General features: G+C 60.6%; 20 protein-coding genes. 10 read left to right on the plus strand and 10 right to left on the minus strand.

What is annotated here, in order from left to right; translation table 11 throughout:
* Positions 1 to 415: 415 nt before the first annotated feature.
* Positions 416 to 652 carry a hypothetical protein gene (locus ACRZ94_RS06635; RefSeq protein WP_480796953.1) on the plus strand — a complete coding sequence of 79 codons (237 nt, stop codon included), beginning with the start codon at positions 416 to 418 and terminating at the stop codon, positions 650 to 652.
* Here the strand turns inward: ACRZ94_RS06635 and ACRZ94_RS06640 are convergent.
* Positions 641 to 1,264, minus strand: coding sequence for a helix-turn-helix domain-containing protein (locus tag ACRZ94_RS06640; protein WP_480651596.1), 624 nt, complete (start codon positions 1,262 to 1,264; stop codon positions 641 to 643). The two genes, ACRZ94_RS06635 and ACRZ94_RS06640, sit on opposite strands and share 12 nt — an antisense overlap.
* 65 nt (positions 1,265 to 1,329) lie before the next feature.
* Between ACRZ94_RS06640 and ACRZ94_RS06645 the strand changes: the two genes are divergently transcribed.
* The 4 genes from ACRZ94_RS06645 (at position 1,330) to ACRZ94_RS06660 (ending at position 6,500) form a co-directional block, all read left to right on the plus strand.
* Positions 1,330 to 2,847 carry a class I adenylate-forming enzyme family protein gene (locus ACRZ94_RS06645; RefSeq protein WP_480651597.1) on the plus strand — a complete coding sequence of 506 codons (1,518 nt, stop codon included), beginning with the start codon at positions 1,330 to 1,332 and terminating at the stop codon, positions 2,845 to 2,847.
* Positions 2,844 to 3,503, plus strand: coding sequence for a DsbA family oxidoreductase (locus ACRZ94_RS06650; protein ID WP_480651599.1), 660 nt, complete (start codon positions 2,844 to 2,846; stop codon positions 3,501 to 3,503). Before ACRZ94_RS06645 ends, ACRZ94_RS06650 begins: the two co-directional genes overlap by 4 nt.
* Positions 3,504 to 3,578: 75 nt before the next feature.
* Positions 3,579 to 4,787: a multidrug effflux MFS transporter gene (locus ACRZ94_RS06655; RefSeq protein WP_480796954.1), complete on the plus strand. Its 1,209-nt coding sequence runs from the start codon at positions 3,579 to 3,581 to the stop codon at positions 4,785 to 4,787.
* 54 nt (positions 4,788 to 4,841) lie between these two features.
* Complete coding sequence (locus ACRZ94_RS06660) at positions 4,842 to 6,500, plus strand: tetratricopeptide repeat protein (protein WP_480796955.1); 1,659 nt, start codon at positions 4,842 to 4,844, stop codon at positions 6,498 to 6,500.
* A gap of 137 nt (positions 6,501 to 6,637) precedes the next feature.
* Here the strand turns inward: ACRZ94_RS06660 and mfd are convergent, their stop codons facing one another.
* Positions 6,638 to 10,096, minus strand: coding sequence for a transcription-repair coupling factor (mfd, locus tag ACRZ94_RS06665; RefSeq protein WP_480796956.1), 3,459 nt, complete (start codon positions 10,094 to 10,096; stop codon positions 6,638 to 6,640).
* 21 nt (positions 10,097 to 10,117) lie between these two features.
* Positions 10,118 to 10,642, minus strand: coding sequence for a component of SufBCD complex (locus ACRZ94_RS06670; protein ID WP_480651606.1), 525 nt, complete (start codon positions 10,640 to 10,642; stop codon positions 10,118 to 10,120).
* Between the two features lie 119 nt (positions 10,643 to 10,761).
* Between ACRZ94_RS06670 and hemB the strand changes: the two genes are divergently transcribed.
* The 4 genes from hemB to ACRZ94_RS06690 all read left to right on the plus strand — a co-directional run bounded on the left by hemB (position 10,762) and on the right by ACRZ94_RS06690 (position 15,621).
* Positions 10,762 to 11,760, plus strand: a complete 999-nt coding sequence (gene hemB / locus ACRZ94_RS06675) for a porphobilinogen synthase (protein ID WP_480651607.1) — start codon at positions 10,762 to 10,764, stop codon at positions 11,758 to 11,760.
* A 143-nt stretch (positions 11,761 to 11,903) separates the two neighbouring features.
* Positions 11,904 to 12,479: a lipid-binding SYLF domain-containing protein gene (locus ACRZ94_RS06680; protein ID WP_480651609.1), complete on the plus strand. Its 576-nt coding sequence runs from the start codon at positions 11,904 to 11,906 to the stop codon at positions 12,477 to 12,479.
* A gap of 173 nt (positions 12,480 to 12,652) precedes the next feature.
* On the plus strand, positions 12,653 to 15,115 hold the full coding sequence (locus ACRZ94_RS06685) for a penicillin acylase family protein (RefSeq protein ID WP_480796957.1): 2,463 nt from the start codon (positions 12,653 to 12,655) through the stop codon (positions 15,113 to 15,115).
* 110 nt (positions 15,116 to 15,225) lie between these two features.
* Entirely contained in the window at positions 15,226 to 15,621 is a 396-nt protein-coding gene (locus ACRZ94_RS06690) for an SgcJ/EcaC family oxidoreductase (RefSeq protein WP_480651612.1), read from the plus strand.
* Between the two features lie 3 nt (positions 15,622 to 15,624).
* Here the strand turns inward: ACRZ94_RS06690 and hflX are convergent, their stop codons facing one another.
* The 4 genes from hflX to trkA form a co-directional block, all read right to left on the minus strand.
* A complete protein-coding gene (gene hflX / locus ACRZ94_RS06695; protein ID WP_480651614.1) occupies positions 15,625 to 16,896 on the minus strand; it encodes a GTPase HflX in 1,272 nt (423 codons plus the stop codon).
* A complete protein-coding gene (gene hfq, locus ACRZ94_RS06700; RefSeq protein ID WP_010440340.1) occupies positions 16,896 to 17,135 on the minus strand; it encodes an RNA chaperone Hfq in 240 nt (79 codons plus the stop codon). The genes hflX and hfq overlap by 1 nt, the downstream gene beginning before the upstream one ends.
* A 125-nt stretch (positions 17,136 to 17,260) precedes the next feature.
* Positions 17,261 to 18,799 carry a TrkH family potassium uptake protein gene (locus ACRZ94_RS06705; protein ID WP_480796958.1) on the minus strand — a complete coding sequence of 513 codons (1,539 nt, stop codon included), beginning with the start codon at positions 18,797 to 18,799 and terminating at the stop codon, positions 17,261 to 17,263.
* Entirely contained in the window at positions 18,799 to 20,175 is a 1,377-nt protein-coding gene (gene trkA, locus ACRZ94_RS06710) for a Trk system potassium transporter TrkA (protein ID WP_480796959.1), read from the minus strand. Before trkA ends, ACRZ94_RS06705 begins: the two co-directional genes overlap by 1 nt.
* Before the next feature lie 96 nt (positions 20,176 to 20,271).
* Between trkA and ACRZ94_RS06715 the strand changes: the two genes are divergently transcribed.
* Positions 20,272 to 20,754 (plus strand): hypothetical protein, encoded by a 483-nt coding sequence (locus ACRZ94_RS06715; RefSeq protein WP_480651620.1) that lies wholly within the window; start codon positions 20,272 to 20,274, stop codon positions 20,752 to 20,754.
* Positions 20,755 to 20,766: 12 nt separating this feature from the next.
* Here ACRZ94_RS06715 and ntrX read toward each other — a convergent pair whose 3' ends face one another.
* The 3 genes from ntrX to ACRZ94_RS06730 all read right to left on the minus strand — a co-directional run bounded on the left by ntrX (position 20,767) and on the right by ACRZ94_RS06730 (position 25,928).
* Positions 20,767 to 22,176 (minus strand): nitrogen assimilation response regulator NtrX, encoded by a 1,410-nt coding sequence (ntrX, locus tag ACRZ94_RS06720; protein WP_480651621.1) that lies wholly within the window; start codon positions 22,174 to 22,176, stop codon positions 20,767 to 20,769.
* Positions 22,173 to 24,461, minus strand: coding sequence for a sensor histidine kinase NtrY-like (locus ACRZ94_RS06725; RefSeq protein WP_480796960.1), 2,289 nt, complete (start codon positions 24,459 to 24,461; stop codon positions 22,173 to 22,175). Before ACRZ94_RS06725 ends, ntrX begins: the two co-directional genes overlap by 4 nt.
* Positions 24,462 to 24,560: 99 nt before the next feature.
* Entirely contained in the window at positions 24,561 to 25,928 is a 1,368-nt protein-coding gene (locus ACRZ94_RS06730) for a response regulator (protein WP_480651625.1), read from the minus strand.
* Between the last annotated feature and the right edge of the window lie 18 nt (positions 25,929 to 25,946).

Below are 25,946 nucleotides of genomic sequence, written 5' to 3' on the forward strand. Positions count from 1 at the left end.
CACAGGTGGGAAACAATACTATTTATTTGTATGTTTTTGGCCACGAACACAACATTTTGTGCGCCCAACAATTTACAGCAGAAGACTAATAAACCCTTACTAAGGGCTTTACGGATCATATCCAAACACGCTAGCTTAGCGATATTTTAGAACGTTGGTTGTTCGGAATAGTTCTGAAAATTTCGCTAGATAGCCGGACAGCCACGCTTGCATTCTTGGGTTTTGCGGACCGGCCTCCACTCACTCACAACCTAGGTCCGTAGGCCCGTTGCGCGTTGTGCGTGGCGGGCCATTTACCCCCGGAACTCAGCCCGATCGACCTGCGACATTTTGTCATGCTCGGGGACTCTGCCGTGCTCCGTACCCTTATACGTGGGCCGAGCAGCCGTGCAACGCAAATGACGGAAGCTGACACATGTTGAACTGGACTGACCTGACGCAAGACTGGGACTCGATGTACTCGCGTGCAAAGCGGCGCTTTCCGAACCTGCGCGATCAGGACAAACCGCGCTTGGGCAAAGATCGCAAACGGTTCGAGGCCTATCTGGCCGAACGCCACCACCTGACCGTGAACGAGGCCCATGAAGAGCTTGAGGATTTCCTGTTTACCGAAGGCCTGAACCGCGAATTCAGCCGCACCTTAAGCAAGTGACGTAACCCACAGGATCGTCGCGTCCTCGTCACTGGTCGAAATCACGTTGTGGCCCATGCTGGCATCGTAATAGGCGCTGTCTCCCCGACGCATTTCGACGGGCTCGTAGAACTCGGTATACAGCTGCACGACCCCTGTCAGCACATACAGGAACTCTTCGCCGTCATGGCGGACCCAGCCGTCGAACTCATCCATTGACCGCGCGCGCACGCGGGCGCGATAGGGCAACATCTGCTTTTTCGTCAGGTTCTCGGCCAAAAGCTCATGCTCATAGGTGGCCGTCGGGTGCCCGGCCCCTTCGCCCATGCGGGTCACGGCCATGCGTCCGATCACCTGATCGCGCTGCGGCGGCGTGAACAGCTGAGGCACCGAAATCTCCAACCCGATCGCCAGCTTTTTCAGCGCGTCATAGGTGGGCGACATCTGGCCGTTTTCGATCTTGCTGAGGGTCGAGCGCGCCAGACCGGCCTGGCTGGCCGCCTGTTCCAGCGTCCAGTTCCGCGCCTTGCGCAGCTCGCGCACGCGAGCCCCCAGATCCAGAGGCTCCAGCTCGGTCGGGTCGCCGGAATCCCGGGCGATGCGGATCAGTGAGGGCTGTTCATTCTTGCTCATGCGGAACTCTATAGGCGCAGCTTGCCCCGCTTGCAACGCGCGAGGCACCGCGCTAGCCAGTTGCCATGCTGTCTGTTTTTGATCAGGGGCCGCCCCCGGCCTGCCCCGCCCCTTTCAATCTGGCCGCCCATGTGCTGCGCCGCGCGGATGAGGTGGCCGATAAGGTTGCCTTGTCGGTGTTGCGCGCCGACGGGGCTGATGACTGGACCTATCGCGCGCTGAAAGCGGCGATACTTGGCACGGCTACCGGATTGCTGCGCGCCGGTTTGACCCCCGGGGACATAGCGCTGATGCGTCTGGGCAATACGGTCGATTTCCCCATCGCCTATCTCGGCGCAATTGCCGTGGGCATCGTGCCGGTTCCGACCTCGTCACAACTGACCGAACCAGAAACCGCAGGGATCATCGCAGACCTGCAACCTGTCGCGATCCTGCGTGACCCCACGGTCGCCTGCGCGGCGCATCCCAATCAGATCACCCTCAGCGACCTGACCGCCATGCGCGATCTGCCCCCCGCCGCGTTCGAGATGGGCGATCCGAACCGGCTGGCCTATGTGGTCTATACATCTGGCACATCGGGCAAACCGCGCGCCGTAGCCCACGCGCACCGGGCGATCTGGGCGCGGCAGATGATGGTGGATGGCTGGTACGGGCTGCGCGCCGACGACCGGCTGTGCCATGCGGGGGCCTTTAACTGGACCTATACGCTGGGCACAGGGTTGATGGACCCCTGGACCATCGGCGCCACTGCACTGATCCCTGAGCCCGGCACCGACCCCGACGCGCTGCCCGACCTGTTGCATGAGCATAAAGCCACGATCTTTGCCGCCGCGCCGGGCGTGTTTCGCAAACTGCTGAAATCCCCGGACGCGCTGAACCTACCTGCGCTGCGCCACGGCCTGTGTGCAGGGGAAAAGCTTTCACGTCCGCTGCACACCCAATGGGTCGCGGCGACCGGGTGTGAATTGTATGAGGCGTTCGGGATGTCCGAATGTTCGACCTTTATCTCGTCCAGCCCCGATCATCCGGCACGGGGCGAGTCGCTGGGGCAGCCGCAGCCCGGCCGCCGCGTCGCAATCCTGGGCCCGGACGGCCCGGTTCCCCAAGGGCAGGAAGGCACTATTGCCATTCACCGCACCGATCCCGGCCTCATGCTGACCTACCTGAACGCCCCGGATGAGGCCAAGGCTCGCATGCAGGGCGACTGGTTCCTGACCGGCGATCAGGGCGCCATGGCCGTCGATGGACAGATCACCTATCTGGGACGCGGCGACGACATGATGAACGCGGGCGGCTATCGCGTGTCCCCGGTCGAGGTTGAGGCCGCCCTGTCCAAATACCCCGGCATCACCCAGGTGGGCGCCGCAGCGGTTGAGGTCAAACAAGACACATTCGTGATAGCCGCCTTCTATACCGGACCGGAAAAACTGGACGAGGCCGCCTTGCGCACCTATGTCGAGGAAAATCTGGCGCGCTACAAACAACCGCGCGCTTTTGTCCATCTGCCTGAACTGCCAAGCGGCGGGAATGGCAAACTCCTGCGCCGGGCGTTGCCGGCCTATTTCAAGGCGAACACACCATGACCCAGACCGTCAAGCTTGACATCATGTCCGATCCGATCTGCCCGTGGTGCTATATCGGCAAAACCCATCTGGACAAGGCGCTGGCCGCCATTCCCGACCATCCTTTTGTCATAGAATGGCACCCGTTTCAGCTGAACCCCGACATGCCGGATGCAGGCATGGACCGCCGCGAGTATCTTGAACGGAAATTCGGCGGCAAAGACGGAGCCGTGCGCGCCTATGCTCCGGTGGTTGAACATGCCGAAAACGCCGGGCTTAGCATTGATTTCGAGGGTATGAAACGCACCCCCAACACGCTGGACGCCCATCGCCTGATCCACTGGGCTGGGATTGAGGGCAAACAGGACGCGGTGGTGGATGCCCTGTTCGATGCCTATTTCGTGCAAGCCCGCGACATTGGCGATCATGAGGTTTTGGGCGACATTGCCGACAGCGTCGGTATGGACGCCGCCGTGGTGCAAAAACTGCTGAAATCCGACGCCGACCGCGAGGACATCCGCGGCCGCGACACCCATTCCCGTCAGATGGGTGTCAATTCGGTGCCCACCTTCATCGTGGCAAACCAACATGCGGTCCCCGGCGCGCAACCCCCTGAAATGTGGGAGAAAGTGATCGGCGAGATCATGTCTCAAATTGAGGCTAATCCTGCAAATTAGCACAGACCCATGTGCAAATTGATCTCTGGCGCCGCCTGACCTCCCGTGATAGCGCGATCAGGTCAGGAGGGCGCAATGACCAATCGCATGTCAAAGGGTGAATTTATCGCACTGGTCGCAATGATGTTTGCGACGATTGCGTTTTCCATCGACGCGATGCTGCCCGCCCTGCCCGAAATTGGCGCACAGCTCAGCCCCGATGACCTCAACCGGGCGCAGTTGATCCTGACATCCTTCGTGCTGGGCATGGGGATCGGTACCTTCTTTGTCGGTCCCTTGTCGGACACGTTTGGGCGCAAACCGGTGATCTATGTGGGGTCAGCCGTTTACGTTACAGCCGCTGCAGTGGCATGGGCCAGTTCTTCGTTGGAGGTGCTGCTATTCGCGCGGATCGCCCAGGGGATCGGCTGTGCCGCGCCCCGCGTGGTCGCCATGGCGATCATTCGCGATTTGTATTCGGGCCGGGAAATGGCGCGCATCGTCTCAATCGCGATGATGATCTTTACGCTGGTGCCCGCCGTGGCCCCCATGCTGGGTGCAGGCCTGATCGCCCTTGTGGGCTGGCGCGGCATCTTTGTCTCGTTCATGCTGTTTTCACTGATTACAGTTGCCTGGATGCATCTGCGCCTGCCGGAATCGCTGAAGCCCGAAAACCGTCGCCCTCTGCGCCTGCCCCTGATGGCCTCTGCCGCGCGCGAGATGTTCGCCCATCCCGCCGTGCGCCTGTCGATTTTCGTTCAAACCCTGTGCCTAGGCATGCTGTTTACCACGCTGACCATGGTGCAGCCGGTCTATGACGTCATTCACGACAGCGCCGACAGTTTTCCCTTCTGGTTCGGCCTCGTGGCCTTGATTGCAGGATCGGCCAGCCTGCTGAACGCAGCCCTTGTGGTCCGCATCGGTATGCGCCGCCTGGTGACATGGGCGCTTGGCGCGCAGATCGCGGTCACTCTGGGCGTGGCAACGCTGAACGCCATACCTCTGTCGCCCAACCTGTCTTTTGGCCTGTTCGTCTTTTGGCAAACCTCGATCTTCTTCATGGCTGGCATGACCATGGGCAACCTGAACGCCATCGCGATGGAGCCAATGGGTCATATCGCCGGCATGGCCGCGTCGGTCATCGGAGCGTTTTCGACCGTTCTGGCAGCGGCGATTGCGGCCCCGATCGGACTGCTGTTCGATGGCTCTCTGACCCCGCTGATCGCGGGCATCCTGACGATGAGCGTCGTGGGTTTCGCGCTAATGCTGCATATGGGCCGGATCGAAAACAGACTGCCCGCCTGACCTGTGCAGACCGCGCGAATCCCGCTAACCTGATCAAAAAGCGGGATGGTTTGGATGAGCGACTACTACGATCTGGGTACATATTCCTGCCCCGTCAGCACCTCTGTGCCCGAGGCGCAATTGTGGTTCGACCGGGGCCTTATCTGGACCTACGGCTATAACCATGATGAGGCCGTCGTGTGTTTCCAAAAGGCCGCCGAACATGACCCAACCTGCGCCATGGCCTATTGGGGCATCGCTTATGCTGCGGGGCCCAACTATAATCTGCCATGGGATTTGCGCGACGCGCGTGGTCAGCAAAAGGCGCTGGCCCAAGCCTATGACGCCACCCAACAGGCGCTTGCGCTGGTCGATACTGCGAACCCTGTCGAACAAGCCCTGATCCGCGCCCTGCCCGCCCGCTATCCACAACGTGACCCGATCCCGGATATGCACCGCTGGGATCACGACTTTGCCGACGCTATGCGCACGGGTTTTGCCGCGCAGCCCGATCATCTGGACCTGCGCACCATCTATGTCGAGGCCCTGCTGAACCTGACCCCCTGGCAGATGTGGGACCTGAAAACCGGTCAGCCCGCGAAGGGTGCCGCCACGCTTGAGGCACAAAAAGCGCTTGAGGACTCAATGGCCAGCGCCCCCGCCGCCATGTCTCATCCCGGTTTGCTGCACCTCTACGTGCACCTGATGGAAATGTCGCCAACCCCCGAAAAAGCACTCAAGGCCGGGGATGTGTTGCGCACGCTGGTGCCGGATGCGGGCCATCTGGTGCACATGCCGACCCATATCGACGTGCTGTGCGGTCATTACCACAATGTTGTGCACTGGAACGAAAAAGCCATCAAGGCCGACCTGAAATACTACGAACGCGAAGGGGCGTTCAACATCTACACCGGCTACCGTCAGCACGATTACCACTTCGTCATCTATGGCGCACTGTTTCTGGGTCAGATGGACCCCGCCCTGCGCGCCAATCAGGGGCTATGGGACACCACGCCCGAGGACATGCTGCGCATCGAAAGCCCGCCCATGGCGGACTACTTTGAAAGCTACATGTCGATGGGCCCCCATATCCTGATCCGCTTTGGCCGCTGGGAAGAGGCCAAAGCGCTCGATCTGCCGTCCGACCCCGAGCTCTACCGCACATTGACCGCCACAACCCACTATGCCCGCGCCATCGCCCACGCGGCCACGGGTCAGGTTGCTGAGGCCGAAGCCGAAGAACAGCTGTTCCTGTCCGCCAAAGCCTGCGTGCCTGAAACCCGGTTGCTCCACAACAACCGCGTGGTTGATCTGTTAGAAATCGCGCGGGAAATGCTGCGCGGCGAGATCGAATATCGCAAAGGCAACTTTGAAATCGCCTTCGCCCATCTGCGCCGCTCGGTCGAACTGGACGACACCCTGCCCTATGACGAGCCATGGGGCTGGATGCAGCCCACCCGCCACGCGCTGGGGGCGCTGCTGTTTGAACAGGGGCACCTGTCCGAGGCCGAAGCGGTTTACCGCGAGGATTTAGGGCTGAGCGGCACACTTAGCCGCGCCTCAATCCACCCGGACAATGTCTGGAGTCTCAAGGGTCTGCACGACTGCCTGAAAGCACGCGGCGAAGGGGTTGAGATCATACAGATCAAACAGCGCCTCCATCTGGCCCTTGCCCGCGCGGATCGCGCCGTGTCCGCCTCGTGCTTTTGCGCTCAGGCCGCGATGCGCGCCTAAATCGCGCTAACGCGCGATGCCTCCGGCGGGGATATTTAAAGCCAGATGAAGCTGGGATCCGCTTCTTCATCTGTCCACAAATATCCCGGGGGAGTCGCGCGGCACGCGCGGCGGGGGCAGAGCCCCCTCCTACTTCCTCATCCTGCCTTGGCTTTTTTGGTCTGGGCGATGACCTTCTCAGCCAGATCGCGGGCAATCGCAAAGGCGCCCTTGATCTTGTCGCTGTCTTTCTTCCAGTCACGGCGCACAACGATCTTGTTGTCCTTGACCTTGGCCAATCCGCGCTGGTTCTGAATGAACTCAACCAACCCCTGAGGTGACGCGAACTTGTCATTGTGGAACTGGATCGTCGCGCCCTTTGGCCCTCCGTCCAGCTTGGCAATGCCTGCGCGTTTGCACATGGCCTTGATCCGCACGACGAGCATCAGGGTGTTGACCTCTTTTGGCAGAGAGCCAAAGCGGTCGATCAGTTCGGCGGCAAAGCCTTCCAATTCGACTTTGGTCGACAGTGACGACAGGCGGCGGTAAAGGCCCAGACGTACATCCAGATCGGGCACGTAATCCTCGGGGATCAGAACCGGCACACCCAGATTGATCTGCGGGGCCCATTGGTCATCGGCATCCGACAGTCCCTCCATCTCACCCGCTTTGATCTTGGCAATCGCCTCTTCCAGCATCGATTGGTAGAGCTCATAGCCAACGTCGCGCATTTGGCCCGACTGTTCCTCGCCCAGCAGATTGCCCGCGCCGCGAATGTCCAGATCTTGCGAAGCCAAAGTGAACCCGGCCCCCAACGTGTCCAGCGAGCCCAGAACGCGCAGGCGTTTTTCGGCCGTGGCGGTCAGCTTCTTGCGCGGCTTGGTGGTCAGGTATGCGTAAGCGCGGGTCTTTGACCGCCCCACCCGGCCGCGAATTTGGTAAAGCTGCGCAAGACCGAACATATCCGCCCGATGCACCACCATCGTGTTTGCGGTCGGAATGTCCAGACCACTTTCCACAATCGTCGTCGCCAACAGCACGTCATACTTGCCGTCGTAAAACGCGTTCATGCGGTCGTCGAGTTCACCTGCCGCCATTTGCCCATGCGCCACCATATAGGTCAGTTCCGGCAGTTGCTCTTTCAGGAATTCCTCGACCTCGGGCAGGTCCGAGATGCGCGGGACCACGTAGAAACTCTGCCCCCCGCGATAGTGTTCGCGCAGCAGCGCCTCGCGGATCGTCACGGCGTCGAATTCGCTGACATAGGTGCGGATCGCCAGACGGTCGATGGGCGGCGTGCCAATGATCGACAGGTCGCGCACCCCGGTCAGCGACAATTGCAGCGTGCGCGGGATCGGTGTGGCGGTCAGGGTCAGAACATGAATGTCGCTGCGCAGTTGCTTCAGCCGTTCCTTGTGACCCACGCCGAAATGCTGTTCCTCGTCGATGATCAGAAGTCCCAGATTGTTGAACCGTATCCCTTTGGCCAGCAGCGCATGGGTGCCGATCACGATGTCCACCGTGCCGCGCGCCAGCCCGTCACGGGTTTGCTGCGCCTCTTTGGCCGAGACAAAGCGCGATAATTGCCGCACCTCCAGCGGGAAGCCCCGGAACCGGTCCTTGAAACTGGCAGCATGTTGACGGGCCAGCAACGTTGTGGGTGCAATCACCGCCACCTGCACGCCGGACATCGCCGCGACAAAGGCCGCGCGCATGGCGACTTCGGTCTTGCCAAAGCCCACATCGCCACAGATCAGGCGATCCATCGGCGCGCCGGAATGCATGTCCTCCATGACCTCGGAAATCGCCCGCAACTGATCGTCGGTTTCCTGATAGGGGAAGCGCGCGCTGAACTCCTCCCACGCGTGGGGCGGTGGGTCCATGACCGGAGCTTTCCGCAGCGCGCGTTCAGCGGCGATGCGGATCAGCTTGTCCGCCATTTCGCGGATGCGCTCTTTCAGCTTGGCCTTCTTGGCCTGCCATGCGCCGCCACCCAGACGGTCCAGCAGACCTTCGTCGTGGCCGTATTTGGACAACAGCTCGATGTTTTCAACCGGCAGGTACAGCTTGGACTGCTCGGCATATTCCAGCAGCAGGCATTCATGGGCGGCGCCGGCGGCCGTGACGACCTCCATCCCCATGTAGCGGCCGATACCGTGATCCACATGCACCACAAGATCACCGGGGGACAGCGACTGGGTTTCGGTCAGGAAGTTCTCGGCCTTGCGGCGCTTCTTGGGCTGGCGGATCAGGCGGTCGCCCAGCACGTCCTGTTCGGCGATGACCGTTAGATCGGGGGTTTCGAACCCGTGCTCCAGCGCCCAGACGGCCAGATGCAGACCCCGTTTACCGACACGGGTGCCGTCAGTGACGGGGATCGCTTCGGCCAGACCTTCGTCTTCGATCAACCCGGTCAGACGTTCGCGTGCGCCTTCGGAATACGACGCGATCAGCACCGGGCCTTTCGCCATCTTGTCGGTGATATGCGCGGCCAGAGCACCAAACAGGCTGATGCTTTCCTGTTGCCGCTCCGGCGCAAAGTTGCGCCCGATCCGACCGCCCGCGTCGATCACACCGGGTCCGCTGGCCTGTGGCAGAGGGCTGAATTGCAGCACCCTGCGGGCGCCAACTGCCGCCTCCCACGCGGCATCGTCCAGATACAGCAATTCGGGCGGCGTTGGTTTATAGACCGTATCCATGCGGGATCGGTTTTCCAGCGCCAGACGCCGGGTTTCGTATTGGTCGGCAATCGTGTCCCACCGTGCCAGCCGCGCAGGTGTGACCTGATCGTCCACGGTGATCGTTGCGTCCGGCAAATAGTCGAACAGTGTTTCCAGCTTTTCGTGGAAAAACGGCAGCCAGTGTTCGATCCCCTGATGTTTGCGGCCCGCACTGACCGCCTCGTACAAGGGATCATCGGTGCCCGCCGCGCCAAACTCGATGCGATAGTTCTGGCGGAACCGGGTGATGGCGGCATCGTCCAGAATGACCTCGGACACCGGGGCCAGTTCGACGATGTCCAGCTTTTCCGTCGTGCGCTGCGACACCGGATCAAACCGGCGCGCGCCGTCCAGAACATCTCCGAACAGGTCCAGCCGCACGGGGCCGGATTCACCCGGCGGGAAGATGTCGATGATGCCACCGCGAATGGCATAGTCGCCCGGCTCCATCACTGTGGGGCTTTGGGTAAAGCCCATGCGTACCAGGAAATTGCGCAGCGCGGTCTCATCCACACGATGATCGACGCGGGCGGTAAACGCGGCCTCGCGCAGCACATCGCGCGCGGGCACCCGCTGGGTGGCAGCGTTCAGCGATGTCAGCAGTACAAACCGGTCTGGCATCTGATGCACCAGCGCCGCCAAAGTCGCCACCCGCGCGGCGGCAATATCGGCATTGGGCGAAACCCGGTCATAGGGAAGACAATCCCAGCCGGGAAACACAAAGACCGGCATATCGGGGGCAAAAAAGGCCAGCGCGGCGCGCATCGCCTCCATCCGTTTGTCATCGCGCGCGACATGGCACACGGGCCCGCCCGAACGTGCGATCTCGTTCAGAACAAGCTGCGCGTCAAACCCCTCGGGGGCGCCGCCAACAGTAACGTGGTTCGGAGCCTTCATGTCCCAGCCTTTCCGAATGTCCTACCCCAGAACCCCAATCGAGAAATTCTGGTACATGCCCCAAAGCGACGTGATCAAAATCGCGATCATACCGATAATCTGCGTGTAAATCCGGCAACGGGTCAGCACCTTGCCCGCAAATTCCAATGTGCCATCGCTGCGCCGTAACTTATGTGCGGCCCTTATATTGACGAATGTCACGAAACTCATGGGGAAAAGCAGCAAAAACACCGCCTGTGCAAATTCGACCCCGTAGTAAAACCCAAGCGTCGCCAGACCGGTAAAGGCAAAACAGCACAGCGCCAGCAGGATTAGCCCGGACTTTTCCACGATAAACAGGATACGATTGCCGTTGATGCGCACGATATCCAGCAAATCCTGTTCCGTCTGCCCTCCGATCCGGCGGGCGCGTACCAGCAGGTCATAGGGCACGCCCATGGCCCAGTGACTGACCGAAGACCACAGCACCGCCAGCACGATCCAGTACCACAGATTCGAAAAGCTGCGCATATCGATGATTTCGAAAAGCGAAGAGTATAAGTCCAAGCGTTAGCCCTTTGTTCCCTGTCCCGATGGGCCTTTTCGCAAAGGCACGTTCATCCTAACCCTTGAGACCACCCGGAATTCATGCCACCCAATGCGGGAATATTCAAGGAGAGCGCGACATGAAACCCACCATCGCCCCCTATCCCCTGACCCGCTTTCGCAGGGCCCGCAAATCGCAGGCCATTCGCGGCCTTGTGCGGGAAAACACTCTGACCACGGATGATCTGATCTGGCCGGTGTTTGTGCGCGACGGCGAAGGCATAGAAGAGCCCGTGCCCTCGATGCCCGGTGTCATGCGCCGGTCGGTCGATCTGATCGCAAAGGCCGCGGTTGAGGCGCAATCGTTGGGCATTCCGGCGATTTGCATCTTTCCCTATACCGATGACAGCCTGAAGACCGAGGACTGCGCCGAGGCGTGGAACCCTGACAATCTGTCCAACCGCGCCATCCGCGCGATCAAGGCAGCAGCGCCGGATATCGCTGTGATGACCGATGTCGCTCTGGACCCTTACAACATCAATGGCCATGACGGCTATGTGGTCGATGGCGAAATTGTGAATGACCAGACGATCGACGCGCTGGTCAAAATGACCCTCGCACAGGCCGAGGCCGGGGCCGATATAATCGGGCCGTCGGACATGATGGATGGCCGCATCGGTCAAATGCGCCGGGCGCTTGAGGCGGGCGGGCATCACAACGTGATGATCCTGAGCTATGCCGCGAAATATGCCAGCGCCTTTTATGGCCCGTTCCGCGATGCCGTCGGCGCGTCCGGAGCACTGACCGGTGACAAAAAGACCTATCAGATGGATCCGGGCAATTCGGACGAGGCGCTGCGGTTGATCGAACGGGACCTGACCGAGGGCGCCGACATGGTGATGATCAAACCCGGCATGCCTTACCTAGACATTTGCCGCCGCGTGAAAGACGCGTTTGGCGCGCCGACCTATGCCTATCAGGTGTCGGGCGAATACGCGATGATTCAGGCCGCAGCCCAGAATGGCTGGATCGACGGGGAAAAGGTGATGCTGGAAAGCCTGTTGGCGTTCAAACGCGCGGGCTGCGATGGCATCCTGACCTATTTCGCCCCTCAGGTCGCGCGCATCCTTCAGGGCTAATGCCAGCAATTGTCGCGAGTTTTCGCCGATTGTGATCTGCGGTCGCGCAGCTTTCCCGTGACACACAGCCGCAATCGGCGTATTCTTGCACACAAGATCGGGATCACCCGACAAATCAGGCAGTTATACAGAGACAAAAAAACATGAGCAGTTCCAACGCACCCCGACTAAGCCGTCGTGGCTTTGCCTTTGGCATGGCCGGTCTGACAGTGACCGCAGCTTGCGGCAATGGTGTCGGCAATTCCAATGCCGCCACGATCGACGCCCGCGTCGATGCCACGCTAACAGAAATGTACGCGCGCTATCCCAACACGGTTGAGATCGCAAACAAAGCCAATGGCATGTTGGTCATGCCCCTGATCACCGATGCCGGTTTGATCTTTTTCGGAGGCGCCTACGGACAGGGCGCATTGCGCATTCAGGGCGCAACGGTTGACTATTATTCCGCAATTTCCGGCACTGCCGGGTTGCAAATCGGGGCACAGCAATATGCCCATGTTCTGTTCTTCATGACCCAGGATGCGCTGAACGATTTCCGCCGCTCCAGCGGATGGACCGCCGGGGCCGATATTGGTTACGTGGTCGACGCAACAGGTGAATCCTTGTCGACCGACACGACAACCTTGCGCTCTCCGGTCCTAGCTGCGGTGTTTGGTCAGGCCGGTCTGAAATTCGGCGCGACAGTCGATGGTACCAAGTACACGCGGATCATCCCCTGATCCGACCCCGCATTCAGGTTACTGATACGCCCCGCCACCGGCACCAGCCACGGCGGGGTATTTCGTTTATGGCTCTGGAAACGTGAATATTCTGGGGCTGTTCCTCTTTCGGTCAGACCGGCCATCCACTAGTCTTGCCGCAACCGAGAACAGATCAGGATTGTGGGCCGCAGATGGGATTCGTGTTTCGCTGGCTAGTGCGTATTTCAACGGGCCTGATCCTGCTTGCACTGGCCGCTGTGGCCCTGGTGTATTTCCTCGCCAACCAGTCGCTGCCCGACTATGACCAAACGGTCAAAGTCGACGGTCTGAGCACCCCGGTCGAGATCATCCGCGATACCGCCAACGTGCCGCATATTCTGGCCGAAAATGACCCAGACGTGTTTTTTGGTCTGGGCTACGCCCATGCGCAGGACCGTTTGTGGCAGATGACCGTCATGCGCCGCACCGCCCAAGGCCGTCTGTCCGAGATTTTCGGCAAGCGCACGGTCCATATCGACAAATTGCTGCGCCGGCTGGACCTTTATGGGCTGGCCCACCGGTCGCTGGACGCTCAGGACGACTATACCAAGGCGGCGCTGCGTGCCTACGCAGCCGGCGTCAACGCACGGCTGGATGAGATTAACGAGGCCGCATTGGGACGCGGCGCGCCCGAGATGTTCCTGTTCAGCGCCCCCGTTTCGCCGTGGCAACCCGGCGACAGCATTGCCGTGATCAAGCTGATGGGCCTGCAACTCTCGGGCCACCTGCAGGATGAGGTTCTGCGCGCCCGCACCTCTTTGATGCTGAACGATCCGGCGCGGCTGGCAGATATTCTGCCCGATGTTCCGGGGGCCGGTATCGCCGCCCTACCCGAATATGCCGCGCTGTTTCCCGGCCTGCCGCAATATGCCCGCGGAACGCCCATGCCCGACAACCCGCTGTCGCCCTTCCCGAAACGCGGACTGGCCGGGGCATCGAACGCCTGGACCGCTGCGCCCACGCGGTCAGCCAGTGGCGGTACGTTGCTGGCCAACGATCCCCATCTGGGCTTTACCGCACCCGGCGTGTGGTATCTGGCCCGGCTGGAACTGGCCAAGGGCGGCGTGATTGGGGCAACCATCCCCGGCATTCCCGCCGTGATGGCTGGACGCAGTGACCGGTTGGGCTGGGGCCTGACCTCGTCCTACCTGGACGATCAGGACGTCCATATCGAACAGCTGAACCCCGATAACCCCGAAGAATACCTGACGCCCGAGGGCTACAAGACCTTCCGCACCCGCCCCTCGATCATCGAGATCAAGGACGAGGCCCCCATTACCCTGACCCTGCGCTGGACGGAAAACGGCCCCGTTCTGCCCGGCAGCCATTACGATCTGGAAACGATCACACCGCAGGGGCATATAGCGTCTCTTTCTTGGACAGCACTCAGCCCGCGCGACACGTCGATGAGCGCGTCGATGGCGCTGATGAATGCAGACACTGTGCGCGAAGGAATCGCCGCCGGAGAGCGCTTCATCTCACCCTCGCAGAACCTGTCGCTGGTCGATAAGGATACAATCGGCCTGAAGCTGATCGGCGCGATGCCCAAACGCGACCTGCGCAACCAAAGCCGGGGCCGTATCCCGACCCCCGGCTGGCTGGCCGAGAACCTATGGCAGGGCCGCCTGCCCTATGCCGACAACCCCGAATTCGTGGCCCCCGTGGGCGGCATTCTGGGCAACACCAACAACAAGATCATCGACCGCCCCTTTCCCGAACATGTGTCCTATGAATGGGGCGATACCCAACGTGTGCACCGTTGGGAACGCCTGATGCAATCACGTGAGGTCCACACCCGCGACAGCTTTATCGAGGCGCAGCTGGATACCGTCAGCTTTACCGCTCGTTCCCTGCTGCCACTGATCGGCGCCGATCTCTGGTTTACCGGAGCCTCAGCCCCCGAAGGCACCCCCGAACGTCAACGCCAGATCGCCCTGTCCCTGCTGGCCGAGTGGAATGGCGAGATGAACGAACACCTACCCGAGCCGCTGATCTATGCCGCCTGGCTGCGGGCCTTGCAGATCCGTTTGATCTCGGACGATTTGGGCCCCTTGGCCGCGGAATACAAACATGTGGAGCCGCTGTTCATCGAACGGGTCTATCGCGACATTGACGGGGCCTCGGTCTGGTGCGACGTCCGCCAAAGCGCCCCGGTCGAGACCTGCACCGACATGGCGCGGCTGGCGTTGGATGACGCGCTGATCTGGATCGCCGAGAATTACGGCACCGCACTGCAATCCCTGCGCTGGGGCGACGCGCATCAGGCCACCCATGACCATCCGGTTCTGGGTGAAGTTCCGGTGCTGAGGTTTTTCGTCAACATCCGTCAATCCACCAGCGGCGGCGACAATACGCTGCTGCGCGGGCGTACGTCGGGCGAAGGCAAGAACCCGTTCCTGAATGTGCATGGCGCAGGCTATCGCGGGGTTTATGATTTTGCCGACCCCGACAGCTCGGTCTTTATCACGGCCACCGGGCAATCGGGGCACTTTCTGTCGCGCTATTATGACGATCAGGCACAGCTGTGGCGGCGGGGCGAATACATCCCCATGTCCCTTGATCTGGACCTTGCCCGCGCAGCCGCTGTTGGTGTGACAAACCTGATCCCGCGCTGATTTCGCCTGTATCGGCAAGACCTTGCCCCTTTTTTCGCCTCTGCGTGGACGAAAGCGGGCGTTTTGCCGTACCCTCGGTCTGATCAGGTTATTTGAGTGTGGGGGTATTGATGGCCAGTCTTCGGGATAAATTGAACAATCTTGCACGCGATTACGCAATCGCCTGGAGCTCGGGCGACCCTGACGCCGTGGCCAGCTTTTATGCGCCAGACGGACAGATCACCATCAATCGGGGCGAGCCAATCATAGGCCGCGCCGCCGTGGCCGAAATGGCGCGCAGCTTTTACGCCGATTTCCCCGACCTTGAGGTTCGCTGCGACATGCTGCGATGGGCCGGAAACCACGCCATTTTTGTTTGGACACTGGAAGGGCACCATGCCCAGACAGGCAACCACGTGGTGACCCGCGGCTGGGAGGAATGGGATCTGACCGAAGATCACAAGGTGCAGACCTCACTCGGCTGGTTTGATGCCGAGGATTATCAGCGCCAGATCGACGGGAAATAGCAGTCAAAGCGCCTTGAACTGAGCCGCCTGCTTGTCGGTCCAGAGCACAGTGATCGTGAACCCGTCATCGGTCTGTTCCTCGGATCGCACCACGTCCTGACGGAACAGCCACGCACGCTTGTCGCCGTCAGCGAATCCAAGCGACAGCACCTCTTGATGCCGTGCGCCCTGCAGCTGGGTTGCGATTTCCGCCAGCAGAGGCTCAACCCCCTCGCCCGTCACGGCCGAGATGGCAAAGATCGACGGATCACGGTCTGCGCGTTTGAACGCGGCTTCGCGTTCGTCATCGTTCAACAGGTCGATCTTGTTCCAAACCTCAAGCCTGGGACGTTCATCATCGACACCCAGCGAGGTCAAAATCGCCTCGACATCCTGCGCCTGTGCGTCGGTTTCTTCGTGGCTGATGTCCCGCACATGCACGACGATATCGGCACCCAGAACCTCCTCAAGCGTGGCGCGGAAGGCCGCGACCAGTTCGGTCGGCAGGTTCGAGATAAAGCCCACCGTGTCCGACAGGATCACCTCGGGGCCGTCGGGCAGTTCGACCCGACGCATGGTCGGGTCAAGCGTGGCGAACAGCATGTCCTTGGCCATCACCTCGGCCCCGGTCAGGCGGTTGAACAGCGTCGATTTGCCCGCGTTGGTATAGCCCACCAACGCAACAATCGGGTACGGCACCTTGGCGCGGGCGGCACGATGCAGGGTGCGGGTCTTGATGACCTTCTGCAACTGTCGGCGCAGACGCACCAGTTGATCGTCGATGGCGCGGCGGTCAGCCTCGATCTGCGTTTCACCCGGACCACCGACAAAACCCAAGCCGCCCCGCTGACGCTCCAGGTGGGTCCAGGCGCGCACCAGCCGTGTGCGCTGATAGCTGAGCGCGGCCATCTCAACCTGTAGCACACCTTCGCGGGTGCGGGCACGGTCACTGAAAATCTCAAGGATCAGACCCGTCCGGTCGAGGATTTTGACCTTCCACGCTTTTTCAAGGTTTCGCTGCTGGACCGGAGTCACCGGCCCGTCGATCAGAACCAATTCGATTTCACTGTCATGCAGGCGTTCGGCCAGTTCCTCGATCTTGCCGCTGCCAAACAGCAGACCGGGCTGCGCGCGTTGCAGGCGTACGATCTCGGACCCGATCACATCCAGATCGGGCAAAGCGGCGGCCAGTGCCACCGCCTCGGCCAGCGCCGGTTCGGGGACACGGCGCTGTTCATCTGATTTGATTTCCGGATGCAGCACCCAGGCCCGGGTGCGCGTCCTGTCATGTTCCATCAAGAGGCGTCTTCGCCCTCATACAGGCTGATCGGCTGCGACGGCATGATGGTGGAAATCGCATGCTTGTAGACAAGCTGCGACTGTCCGTCGCGGCGCAGCAACACGCAGAAATTGTCGAACCAGGTGATGACACCTTGCAATTTCACGCCGTTGATCAGGAAAATTGTGACCGGGACCTTTGCCTTGCGCACATTGTTCAGGAACGCGTCCTGCAGATTCTGTCTGTCCGAAGCCATATTTTTATAATCTCGCCATTGTTCTTGCTACGCGCTGCGGACCAACGCGCTCCCTCTGGCCGAGTATGGAGAGAGATTAACCGAGTTTCCAGATCAAAAATCAGTCAATTCAAGACTGTTGAATCTTAGTCTCGCCAGAGGCTTGGCGTAATCAGCGCAATGATCGCCAGTGTTTCCAACCGCCCGATCACCATTGCGGCGCACAGCGTCAGCTTGGCCCCGCCCGGAAGGTCGACGATCCGAATGGGAATATCTGTCGCCAGCTCGATCAGCGGGCCGGTGGTGCTCAGGGCGGCGACACTCAGGACCATCGCCTGTTCAAAGCTTGATCCCATCATCGACAACAGCAGATTGAACACGGCCAGAGTCATCGCAAACATCATGAAAAAGATCCACGCGATGAAAGCACCGTCGCTTTGGATACGGCGGTTCCCACCGCCTGCTCCGCTGATTGACGACGGATAGATCAGGCGGTCAATCTCGCGCGCGCCGTTCAGGTACAGGGCGAAAACCCGCAACAGCTTGACGCCCCCCGCCGTGGTGGCGACGCCGCCCCCGATCAAGGCCAGCCCCATCAGGATCAACCCCGGTGTCCCCAACCCCGATAGCTGTTGCGCATCATTCCAGTTGGCGCTTTCGAATCCGGCAGTCGTCAGAAAGGACAGGGCCGTGAAGGTCATGCCCCAAAGAACCTTAAGCGCCTCAACAGGTTGCAGCGTCGCGCCGACCTCGTTGACGCCCGCCCAGACCCTGAAAAACAACAGCGCCGCAACGGCCAGAACAATCATGATGCCGATGCGGAACTCGGGGTCGCGGTCCAGCCGCGCATACCCGGCCATTGCGGTATCGGTGGAAAAGGTCAGTCGGGACAAGGCAAAGAACAGGAACAGAAACAGGATCGCCTCACCTGTGATGCCGGCTTGCGCGCCTTCCAGCCCTCCGACCGGGGAAATGCCGGATGTGGCCATGGTCGACATGGCGTGGCAGATGGCAGTCAGGCCCTGCTCGCCCGCGATCATCAGCAAAAGCCAGACCACGCCGGTCAGTCCAACATAAACCGGCGTCAGTGTTTGGGTCACCCGGATCAGACGCCCGCGCGGGTCCACCTTTTCGCTCTGCGCCACGCCCGAAACAGGGCGGCCAGGCTGGCCGCGCGCGGTCACCTCGAACCCGCCCAGAGACAGCGGAGCCAGGATCGCCGCAGCCGCGATCCACATCAGCAATCCCCCCATCCATCCCACCAGCGCGCGCCACAAATGCAGCGGAGCGGTCAACCGGTCCGGATCAGGAAAGATATCGGCGCCGGTCGTCGTCAGGGCGCTGACCATGTCGAAATAAGCGTTCAGAAACGTTGTGTTCCCCAAAGCATCATGCAGAGGAATAGCCAGAAACAGGGGCAGCACGGTAAAACAGCCCAGCAAAACCGCCAATTGCCCCAACGTCCCGCGCCGTGGTCTGCGGTTTGACGAGGCCAGCGCAATGGTCGACATCACGAACAGCCCCAGCAGACCAGAGTAGAAAAACGACCGCGAGGTATCGTGATTGTCGAGTACCAACGCATAACCAGCGGGTATCCACATCGACAGCGCGGCAACACACCAGATCAGCAGAAACAGCGGCAAGCGCCGCACAACCGAGATCTTTTGTGTGCCCGCCCGTATCATCAAAAGAAGTCGATCGAGACCTGCATCAACCGTTCGACCTCGGGGACGTCCTTGGCCATGGCAAAGATGGCCACCACGTCTTTTTCCTCGATCCGCAGGCCGCCTGTCGGGCGCATCAACTCATCCCCCTTGCGGACAGCCCCCACCAGAACGCCTTCGGGGAAATCTATGTCGCGCAACTTTTGCCCGGCCATCGGAGAGGTCGACAGAACCTCGGCCTCGATCACCTCGGCCTCGGCATCGCCGATGGAATAGACCTGACGCACCCGGCCATGGCGGATATGGCGCAGGATCGAGCTTACGGTGGTGGCCCGCGGGTTGATATAGGCGTCGATGCCCAAAGGCCCCATCAGCGCCACCATGCTGGGATCGTTGATCAACGCGATGGCCAGCGCGCATCCTTCGGCCTTGGCGCGCACCGCCGCCAGCATGTTCGAGCGGTCATCATCTGTCACCGCCAGCATCGCGTCCGCGCGTTCAATCCCCGCCTCGCGCAGCAATGCCGCATCCAGACCGTCGCCGTTCAGAACAATCGTCCGCTCCAGCGCTTCGGCGGCAACCTCGGCGCAACTGCGGTCGCGTTCGATAATCTTGGCGCGCACCCGGCTTTCGCGTTCCTCCAGCGACCGCGCGACCTCAAGCCCGACATTGCCGCCACCGACAATGACCACTCGGTCCTGTTTCTTTTGCGCCTTGCCAAAGACCTCCATCGTGCGGTCCACGTCTTTGACATTGGTAAAGACATAGCATTCATCGCCTACAAACAGCTGATCCTCGGATTCAGGGGCAAACAGGCTGCCCTCGCGCCGGACCCCCACCACGATGGAACTCAGCGTCGAAAACAGGTCCGTCAATTGCCGCAAGGGCGTGTTCACGATGGGGCAATCTTCGTCGATGCGAATGCCCAGCAACTGCGCTTTGCCATCCATGAACATCTCGGTATCAAAGGCGGCAGGTGCGGACAGGCGGCGCATGGCGGCGGCGGCCACCTCGCGCTCGGGGCTGATCACCACGTCTATGGGCAGGTGGTCGCGCCGGAACAGATCCGAGTGGATGGCCTGCAGGTAGGATTTCGACCGCAGGCGTGCGATCTTGCGCTGAATCGAGAACACCGAATGCGCCATCTGACAGGTGACCATGTTCACCTCGTCCGAATGGGTCGCTGCAATGATCATATCAGCATCGCGGGCCCCGGCCCGGTCCAAGACATCAGGATAGCTGGCAAACCCAGCAAGGCCCTGAACATCCAGCGTCTCGGTCGCGCGACGCACCAGATCGGGGTTGTTATCCACCACGGTTACGTCGTTCAACTCGCCCGAAAGGTGCCGCGCAATCTGCCAGCCGACCTGACCGGCGCCGCAAATGATGACCTTCATGTTCCTGGCCCTTCTGCCTGAATTCTTTGAATGACAGATGCCCCCAAAGCGGTCAATTGAATTGTCATCCCGCCAAAGCTGAGGCAAGATAAGCCCATGAAAACAATGCTTCGCCTGCTGATCCCAATGGCCGTGCTTGCCGCGTGCAGCGGCCCGTTGTCGATGTATTACCGCGAAGGCGAAAGCGTGTCACGCGCACAGACCGAGACCACACAATGCCGGGTCCAGGCGGCCAATGATGTGCCGGTGGCCACGCAAGTGCGGCAAAGCCCACCCACCTATTGGCCCGGCCGCACCTATTGCAACAGCCATGGCAATTGCTATCGCACCCCCGGATGGTGGCAGCCCGGTCAGGTTTATACGGTCGATGTGAACCAGGGGTTGCGCAGTGATGTCGAGGCACAGTGCATGGCGCAAAAAGGCTATCGTCCGATCAGCCTGCCGCCCTGCCGCCAAAGCGCAAAGTCACAGGCCGCGCCTGCGCCAACGACGACATTGCCGCCGCTGAGCACTCAGTCCTGCTATGTGAAATTCGACGACGGGACGTTCCAGATCATCAACCCCGGTCAGGCTGGGTAAAGGCCCGGCGGATTATTCCGCCGGTTCCGGTTCGTCCAGTTGCGCCACCCGCGCACCGGATTTGTTCGAGGTCACAACCCCCAGCGATTTCAGCTTGCGGTGTAGCGCGCTGCGCTCCATTCCCACAAAGCTGGCGGTGCGGCTGATATTGCCGCCAAACCGGTTGATCTGGGTCAGCAGGTATTCCCGCTCGAACGCCTCGCGCGCTTCGCGCAGCGGCAGCGTCGCCAAAGCACCTGACAGAACCACACGGCCCGAGTCGTCCGTCTTTTCCTCTTCGCTGGGTAGTTCGCGTGCCTCAATCGGGCCCGTGCTTTCGCCCAGGATCAGCACCCGTTCGATCAGGTTCTTGAGTTGACGCACATTCCCCGGCCAGGTCATGGTCTGCAACAGCGCCACCGCCTCTTCCGAGATCTCGCGCATGGCAAGACCCTGCGATTCATTGCACATCTCGATGAAATGCTGGGCCAGAACCGGAATATCCTCGCGACGCTCTTCCAGCGACGGAACGGCAATCGGCACCACGTTCAGGCGGTGGTACAGCTCTTCGCGAAAGCGATCAGCGGCGATTTCATCCTCAAGGTCGCGGTTGGTCGACGAGATCACCCGCAGATCAACGCGCACCTTGTCCGTGCCGCCAACACGCTGGAATTGCTGATCGACCAGAACGCGCAGGATTTTGGACTGGGTGCCCAGCGGCATATCGGCGACTTCGTCGAAATAGACCACGCCGCCATGGGCCTCTTCCAACAGACCGGATTCGATCCCCCGTTCCGAGGATTCACGCCCGAACAGCACCTCCTCGACGCGTTCCGGTTCAATGCCCGCACAGTTTACTGTCACAAACGGTGCATTGGCGCGGTTGGAATGAGCGTGGATATACCGCGCCGCGATTTCCTTGCCCGAGCCCGCAGGGCCGCTCAGCATCACGCGGCCATTGGATTTCGTCACCTTGTCCAGCTGGCCTTGCATCGCGCGGAACGCTGCGGATTTCCCGATCATGTCCGAGCTGGTGACCTCTTTGCGTTTCAGAGACGCATTCTCGCGGCGCAGGCGCGAGGTTTCCATCGCGCGGCGGATCACCACCATCAACTGATCAATGTTAAAGGGCTTTTCGATAAAGTCATAAGCCCCCTGTTTGATCGCAGCCACCGCGATCTCAATATTGCCATGGCCGGAAATAATGACCACCGGCACATCCGGGTTGTCGCGCTTGACCGCCTTTAGGATGTCGATCCCGTCCATGCGGCTGTCCTTTAGCCAGATGTCCAGAATCAGCAGACCCGGCGGTTCGGAATTGATCTGGGCCATGCACTCATCCGAGTTGCCGGCCAGCCGGGTTGAATAGCCTTCGTCCTCCAGAATGTCGGACACCAGCTCGCGAATATCGCGTTCGTCATCTACGATTAGAATGTCACTCATCTTTGGTCTGCTTTCAGTTTGTTTGTTTTAATTGCCTGCTTTTGGGGCGCTGAGGGTTGGGGGAAATTGCCCCCGGGCAGACGGATTACGGCCATCGCGCCAAAATGGTCCTGTCCGTCAAATACCGGCGCATCTTCCAGTGTCAGCGCGCCGCCATGTTCTTCGATGATTTTCTTGACGATGGGCAGGCCCAGACCGGTGCCCTCGTCCCGTGTGGTCACATACGGCTCAAACAGGCGCGCCCGGTCTTCGGGCAGGCCAATGCCGTTATCAGCAATGGTAATGATCGCACCCGCATCATCACTGGTCACTGCCACTTTGATTTGTGGCTTCAGGTTCTCGGGTGCGCCACTTTCCTTTAGCGTTCCAATGGCTTCACCTGCGTTCTTGATCAGGTTCGTCAGCGCCTGATTCAGCATCGTGGCATCCACATCCGTCAGTATCGGGTCTTCGGGCAGATCCGCATCGATCTGTACATCCGGCTGACCGGTCTGCTGCAGCAAGACCGCCTCACGCACCAGATCAACGATGTTTTCTTCGCTGCGCTCGGGTTCGGGCATCCGCGCGAATTTCGAGAATTCATCGACGATCCGTCTCAGGTCTGCCGTTTGCCGGACAATCACATCGGTCATTGAATCCAGCGTTTGACTGTCCGTTTCATCCAGCTTGCGTGAGAATTTGCGTTTGATCCGCTCCGCACTCAGCCCAATCGGCGTCAGAGGGTTTTTGATCTCATGCGCGATGCGCCGCGCAACATCACCCCAGGCGGCCATTCGCTGTGCGCTGACCAGATCGGTCACGTCGTCAAAGGCCACCACATAGCCCTCAAGCCCACCATCCTCGCCGCGCCGGGTCGCCATGCGGACCAGCAAGTTCTCCAACTGCCCTTTGCGGGTCACCTTGATCTCTTCCTGAACCGCCTCCTGGCCGCTGTCTTTCAGGTATTCGAACAGGGGCAAAAACTCGGGAACGGCGATACCAATCGCCAGATGCTCTTCGCCGCGCGACCAGTCCAGCAACCGCTCGGCCGAGCGGTTCACGAAGGTCACGCATCCGTCCGGGTCAACCCCGACAACGCCCGACGTGACCGAACTGAGAACCGAATCGAACAGGCGGCGGCGACGTTCAATCTGGTGGGTATTCTCAAGCAGCGTGTCGCGCTGCCCTTTAAGTTGCCGCGTCATCTGGTTGAAATATCGACCTAACATGGCGATTTCGTCGTCGCTGGCCTCTTCGATCACCTGAACGCTCAGATCCCCTGCGCCGACCCGCTGGGCCGCCGTCGTCAACCGCCCCACAGGGCGCGACAGGCGTTCGGCGAACCACATCCCCAGTGACATCGCCGCAAGGATCAGGATGACCGCAAAGCCAAGATACAGCAGGCCGAATTCAAACAGTACCCGTCCCCGTTCGCTTTCGAGCTGTTGATAGAACTGCGCCGTTTCCTTGGTGTCGTCCAGCAGCGTCAGCAATTCGCCATCCACATCCCGGCTGATGTAAAGATAGCGGTCCAAATAGGCTCGCAACGGCACCAGCGCGCGAAACTCGCTGTTCTCCCAATCGGCGATGATCAGCAGGTCATTATCGGTGGCTTCGATCATCTGCTCGGGCGTCGGGGCCTCATAGTTGAACAGATAGGACCGATCGCCGCGTGATTTGATTTCCCCTGTTCCATCAATCACATACGCCTCGCGCAGGCCGCGTTGGATTTGCGACTGGCCCTGCGCCAGAACCTCGCGCAGTTCAGCGTCTGAGATGTAGTAATCCCGCGCGCGGGCGTTGTTCAGGAACCGTGCCAGAACGATTGCGTCCTGCGTCAGCCCCTGCCGGTGTTCCAGCTCATAAGCTTCGGCCGCAGTCAGGGATGACCCGACCACCTGACGCACCCGGTCTGAGAACCACCCCTCAAGCCCGATATTCACTGTCAGGCCGGCAAAAATCGCAACCGTCACAGTGGGAACCAGCGCCAGCAGCGTAAAAGCGCCGATCAGACGCAGGTGTAGCCGCGACCCAGCGGATTTGGCCCGACGCGCCGCGATCAGGCTGCCCACCTGCCCCAGAACCAGCGCCGCGACGACCAGCACATAGACAAGGTCGGCCAGAAGGATCAGGCGTAATGTCGGGGCAGCCGCCCCCAGATCAAATGGACCAATGACAAGATAGGTGGCCAACGCCAGCGCAGGCCCTAAAAGAACCAGCCCCAAGGTGCCGAAATTGCGCAGTTTTCGGGATTTCCGCCACCGATTAATCGCTGGAAGCGGCCCGCTCTGTGCCCGGGTTACCACCGTCTGCCCTCATTCTGATGTGTCGCTTTCGCGACGTACCGCCATATGTCGTGGTCTTTGGCCGGGCTATGCCCGGATGCCACGGTTTGTGTGGCGATATTACATCAGTTTGCGACGACGTGTCACCTGAATATCGAGGTCTGTAATCTTTTTTCGCAGCGTATTTCTGTTGATCCCCAGCAAATCGGCACATTTCGCCTGATTTCCGCCAGTTGCGTCCAGCGCCTGTTCGATCAGGGGGGCCTCAACCTCGCGCAGAATGCGCTGATATAGGCCCGGGGGCGGCAAAAGATTGCCATGTAGATCGAAATAGCGGCGCAAATGACGTGCGACCGAGGCAGAGAGCTTTTCACGCTCACCATCGCCCAGAACCGGCTCGGCCTCGGGCTGGCTGCCCAGAACCACCTCAACCTCGGCTTTCGAGATTTCATCGGCGCGGCTGGTCAGGCTCAGGCGGCGGATTGCATTTTCCAGCTGCCGCACGTTGCCCGGCCAGGAATAGCGCCGCACCAGCTCGACCGCGTCGGGGCTAAGCCAGCGCTTGGCACCGTGTTCACGCTCTTCGCGGGCGAGGAAATGATCGGCCAGCAGGGTAATGTCATCGACCCGTTCCCGCAGTGCCGGGACATGGATGGTCGCCCCGCAAAGACGGTAATACAAGTCCTGACGCACTTGACCGCTTTCCATTGCGTCCGTCAGATCAGATTGGCTGGTGGCCATGAACCGTGGAACATGATCGCCCGGCGTGTCCATCATCCGGACGATGCGGGCCTGCAGCTCATCATCGATATCGGCGATCTCATCGATCAGAAGCGTCCCACCGCGCACCCGCGCCATGACCCGTGCGGGCCCCTCCAAATCCCGCAGATCGGCTGCGGTTGCGGTGACAAAAGGCAATGTCCGACGATCTGAGAAGTCGTGAATAGCTCGCGCGATCAGGGACTTACCAGTCCCACTTTCACCAGACACCATGACTGACAGGTCAGTATTCATCACCCGCGCCACCAGACGATACAGCGCCTGCATCAGTGGCGTGCGCCCGACCAGAGGCAGCTCTTCGGGGCGCTCATCCTGAGTCTCGGCCGGCTCGGTCTGCACGCGCTGTTTCTGTTCCAGCGCACGGGCCGTGCGTTTCATCAAATCCGGCAGGTCAAAGGGCTTGGGCAGGTAGTCATAGGCATCCGCCTCAGCCGCCTGAATCGCGGTCATGATCGTGTTCTGGGCCGAGATCACAATGACCGGCAAACCGGGACGGTCCTGGGCGATCTTGGGCAACATCTCAAGCCCGTTTCCGTCCGGCATCACCACGTCCGAGATCACCACATCGCCCTTACCTTCGCCAACCCACCGCATCAGCGTGGTCAGGGATGAGGTCGCGTGCACCTTGCACCCGGCCCGTGTCAGCGCCTGGGTCAGAACGGTGCGGATCGTGCGGTCGTCATCTGCGACCAATACTGTGCCATCCATCGGGTGCTCTCCTTATAT

It is taken from the genome of Ruegeria sp. CH10, assembly GCF_056537125.1.

What these genes read in the sequence shown, in the direction of transcription:
- ACRZ94_RS06715 (WP_480651620.1), top strand. Translation starts at nt 20,272, where the DNA reads ATGAAAACAATGCTTCGCCTGCTGATCCCAATGGCCGTGCTTGCCGCG.
- ACRZ94_RS06655 (WP_480796954.1), top strand. Translation starts at nt 3,579, where the DNA reads ATGACCAATCGCATGTCAAAGGGTGAATTTATCGCACTGGTCGCAATG.
- ntrX (WP_480651621.1), bottom strand. Translation starts at nt 22,176, where the DNA reads ATGAGTGACATTCTAATCGTAGATGACGAACGCGATATTCGCGAGCTG.
- ACRZ94_RS06680 (WP_480651609.1), top strand. Translation starts at nt 11,904, where the DNA reads ATGAGCAGTTCCAACGCACCCCGACTAAGCCGTCGTGGCTTTGCCTTT.
- ACRZ94_RS06645 (WP_480651597.1), top strand. Translation starts at nt 1,330, where the DNA reads ATGCTGTCTGTTTTTGATCAGGGGCCGCCCCCGGCCTGCCCCGCCCCT.
- hflX (WP_480651614.1), bottom strand. Translation starts at nt 16,896, where the DNA reads ATGGAACATGACAGGACGCGCACCCGGGCCTGGGTGCTGCATCCGGAA.
- hfq (WP_010440340.1), bottom strand. Translation starts at nt 17,135, where the DNA reads ATGGCTTCGGACAGACAGAATCTGCAGGACGCGTTCCTGAACAATGTG.
- mfd (WP_480796956.1), bottom strand. Translation starts at nt 10,096, where the DNA reads ATGAAGGCTCCGAACCACGTTACTGTTGGCGGCGCCCCCGAGGGGTTT.
- trkA (WP_480796959.1), bottom strand. Translation starts at nt 20,175, where the DNA reads ATGAAGGTCATCATTTGCGGCGCCGGTCAGGTCGGCTGGCAGATTGCG.
- ACRZ94_RS06650 (WP_480651599.1), top strand. Translation starts at nt 2,844, where the DNA reads ATGACCCAGACCGTCAAGCTTGACATCATGTCCGATCCGATCTGCCCG.
- ACRZ94_RS06660 (WP_480796955.1), top strand. Translation starts at nt 4,842, where the DNA reads ATGAGCGACTACTACGATCTGGGTACATATTCCTGCCCCGTCAGCACC.
- ACRZ94_RS06635 (WP_480796953.1), top strand. Translation starts at nt 416, where the DNA reads ATGTTGAACTGGACTGACCTGACGCAAGACTGGGACTCGATGTACTCG.
- hemB (WP_480651607.1), top strand. Translation starts at nt 10,762, where the DNA reads ATGAAACCCACCATCGCCCCCTATCCCCTGACCCGCTTTCGCAGGGCC.
- ACRZ94_RS06685 (WP_480796957.1), top strand. Translation starts at nt 12,653, where the DNA reads ATGGGATTCGTGTTTCGCTGGCTAGTGCGTATTTCAACGGGCCTGATC.
- ACRZ94_RS06705 (WP_480796958.1), bottom strand. Translation starts at nt 18,799, where the DNA reads ATGATACGGGCGGGCACACAAAAGATCTCGGTTGTGCGGCGCTTGCCG.
- ACRZ94_RS06730 (WP_480651625.1), bottom strand. Translation starts at nt 25,928, where the DNA reads ATGGATGGCACAGTATTGGTCGCAGATGACGACCGCACGATCCGCACC.
- ACRZ94_RS06640 (WP_480651596.1), bottom strand. Translation starts at nt 1,264, where the DNA reads ATGAGCAAGAATGAACAGCCCTCACTGATCCGCATCGCCCGGGATTCC.
- ACRZ94_RS06690 (WP_480651612.1), top strand. Translation starts at nt 15,226, where the DNA reads ATGGCCAGTCTTCGGGATAAATTGAACAATCTTGCACGCGATTACGCA.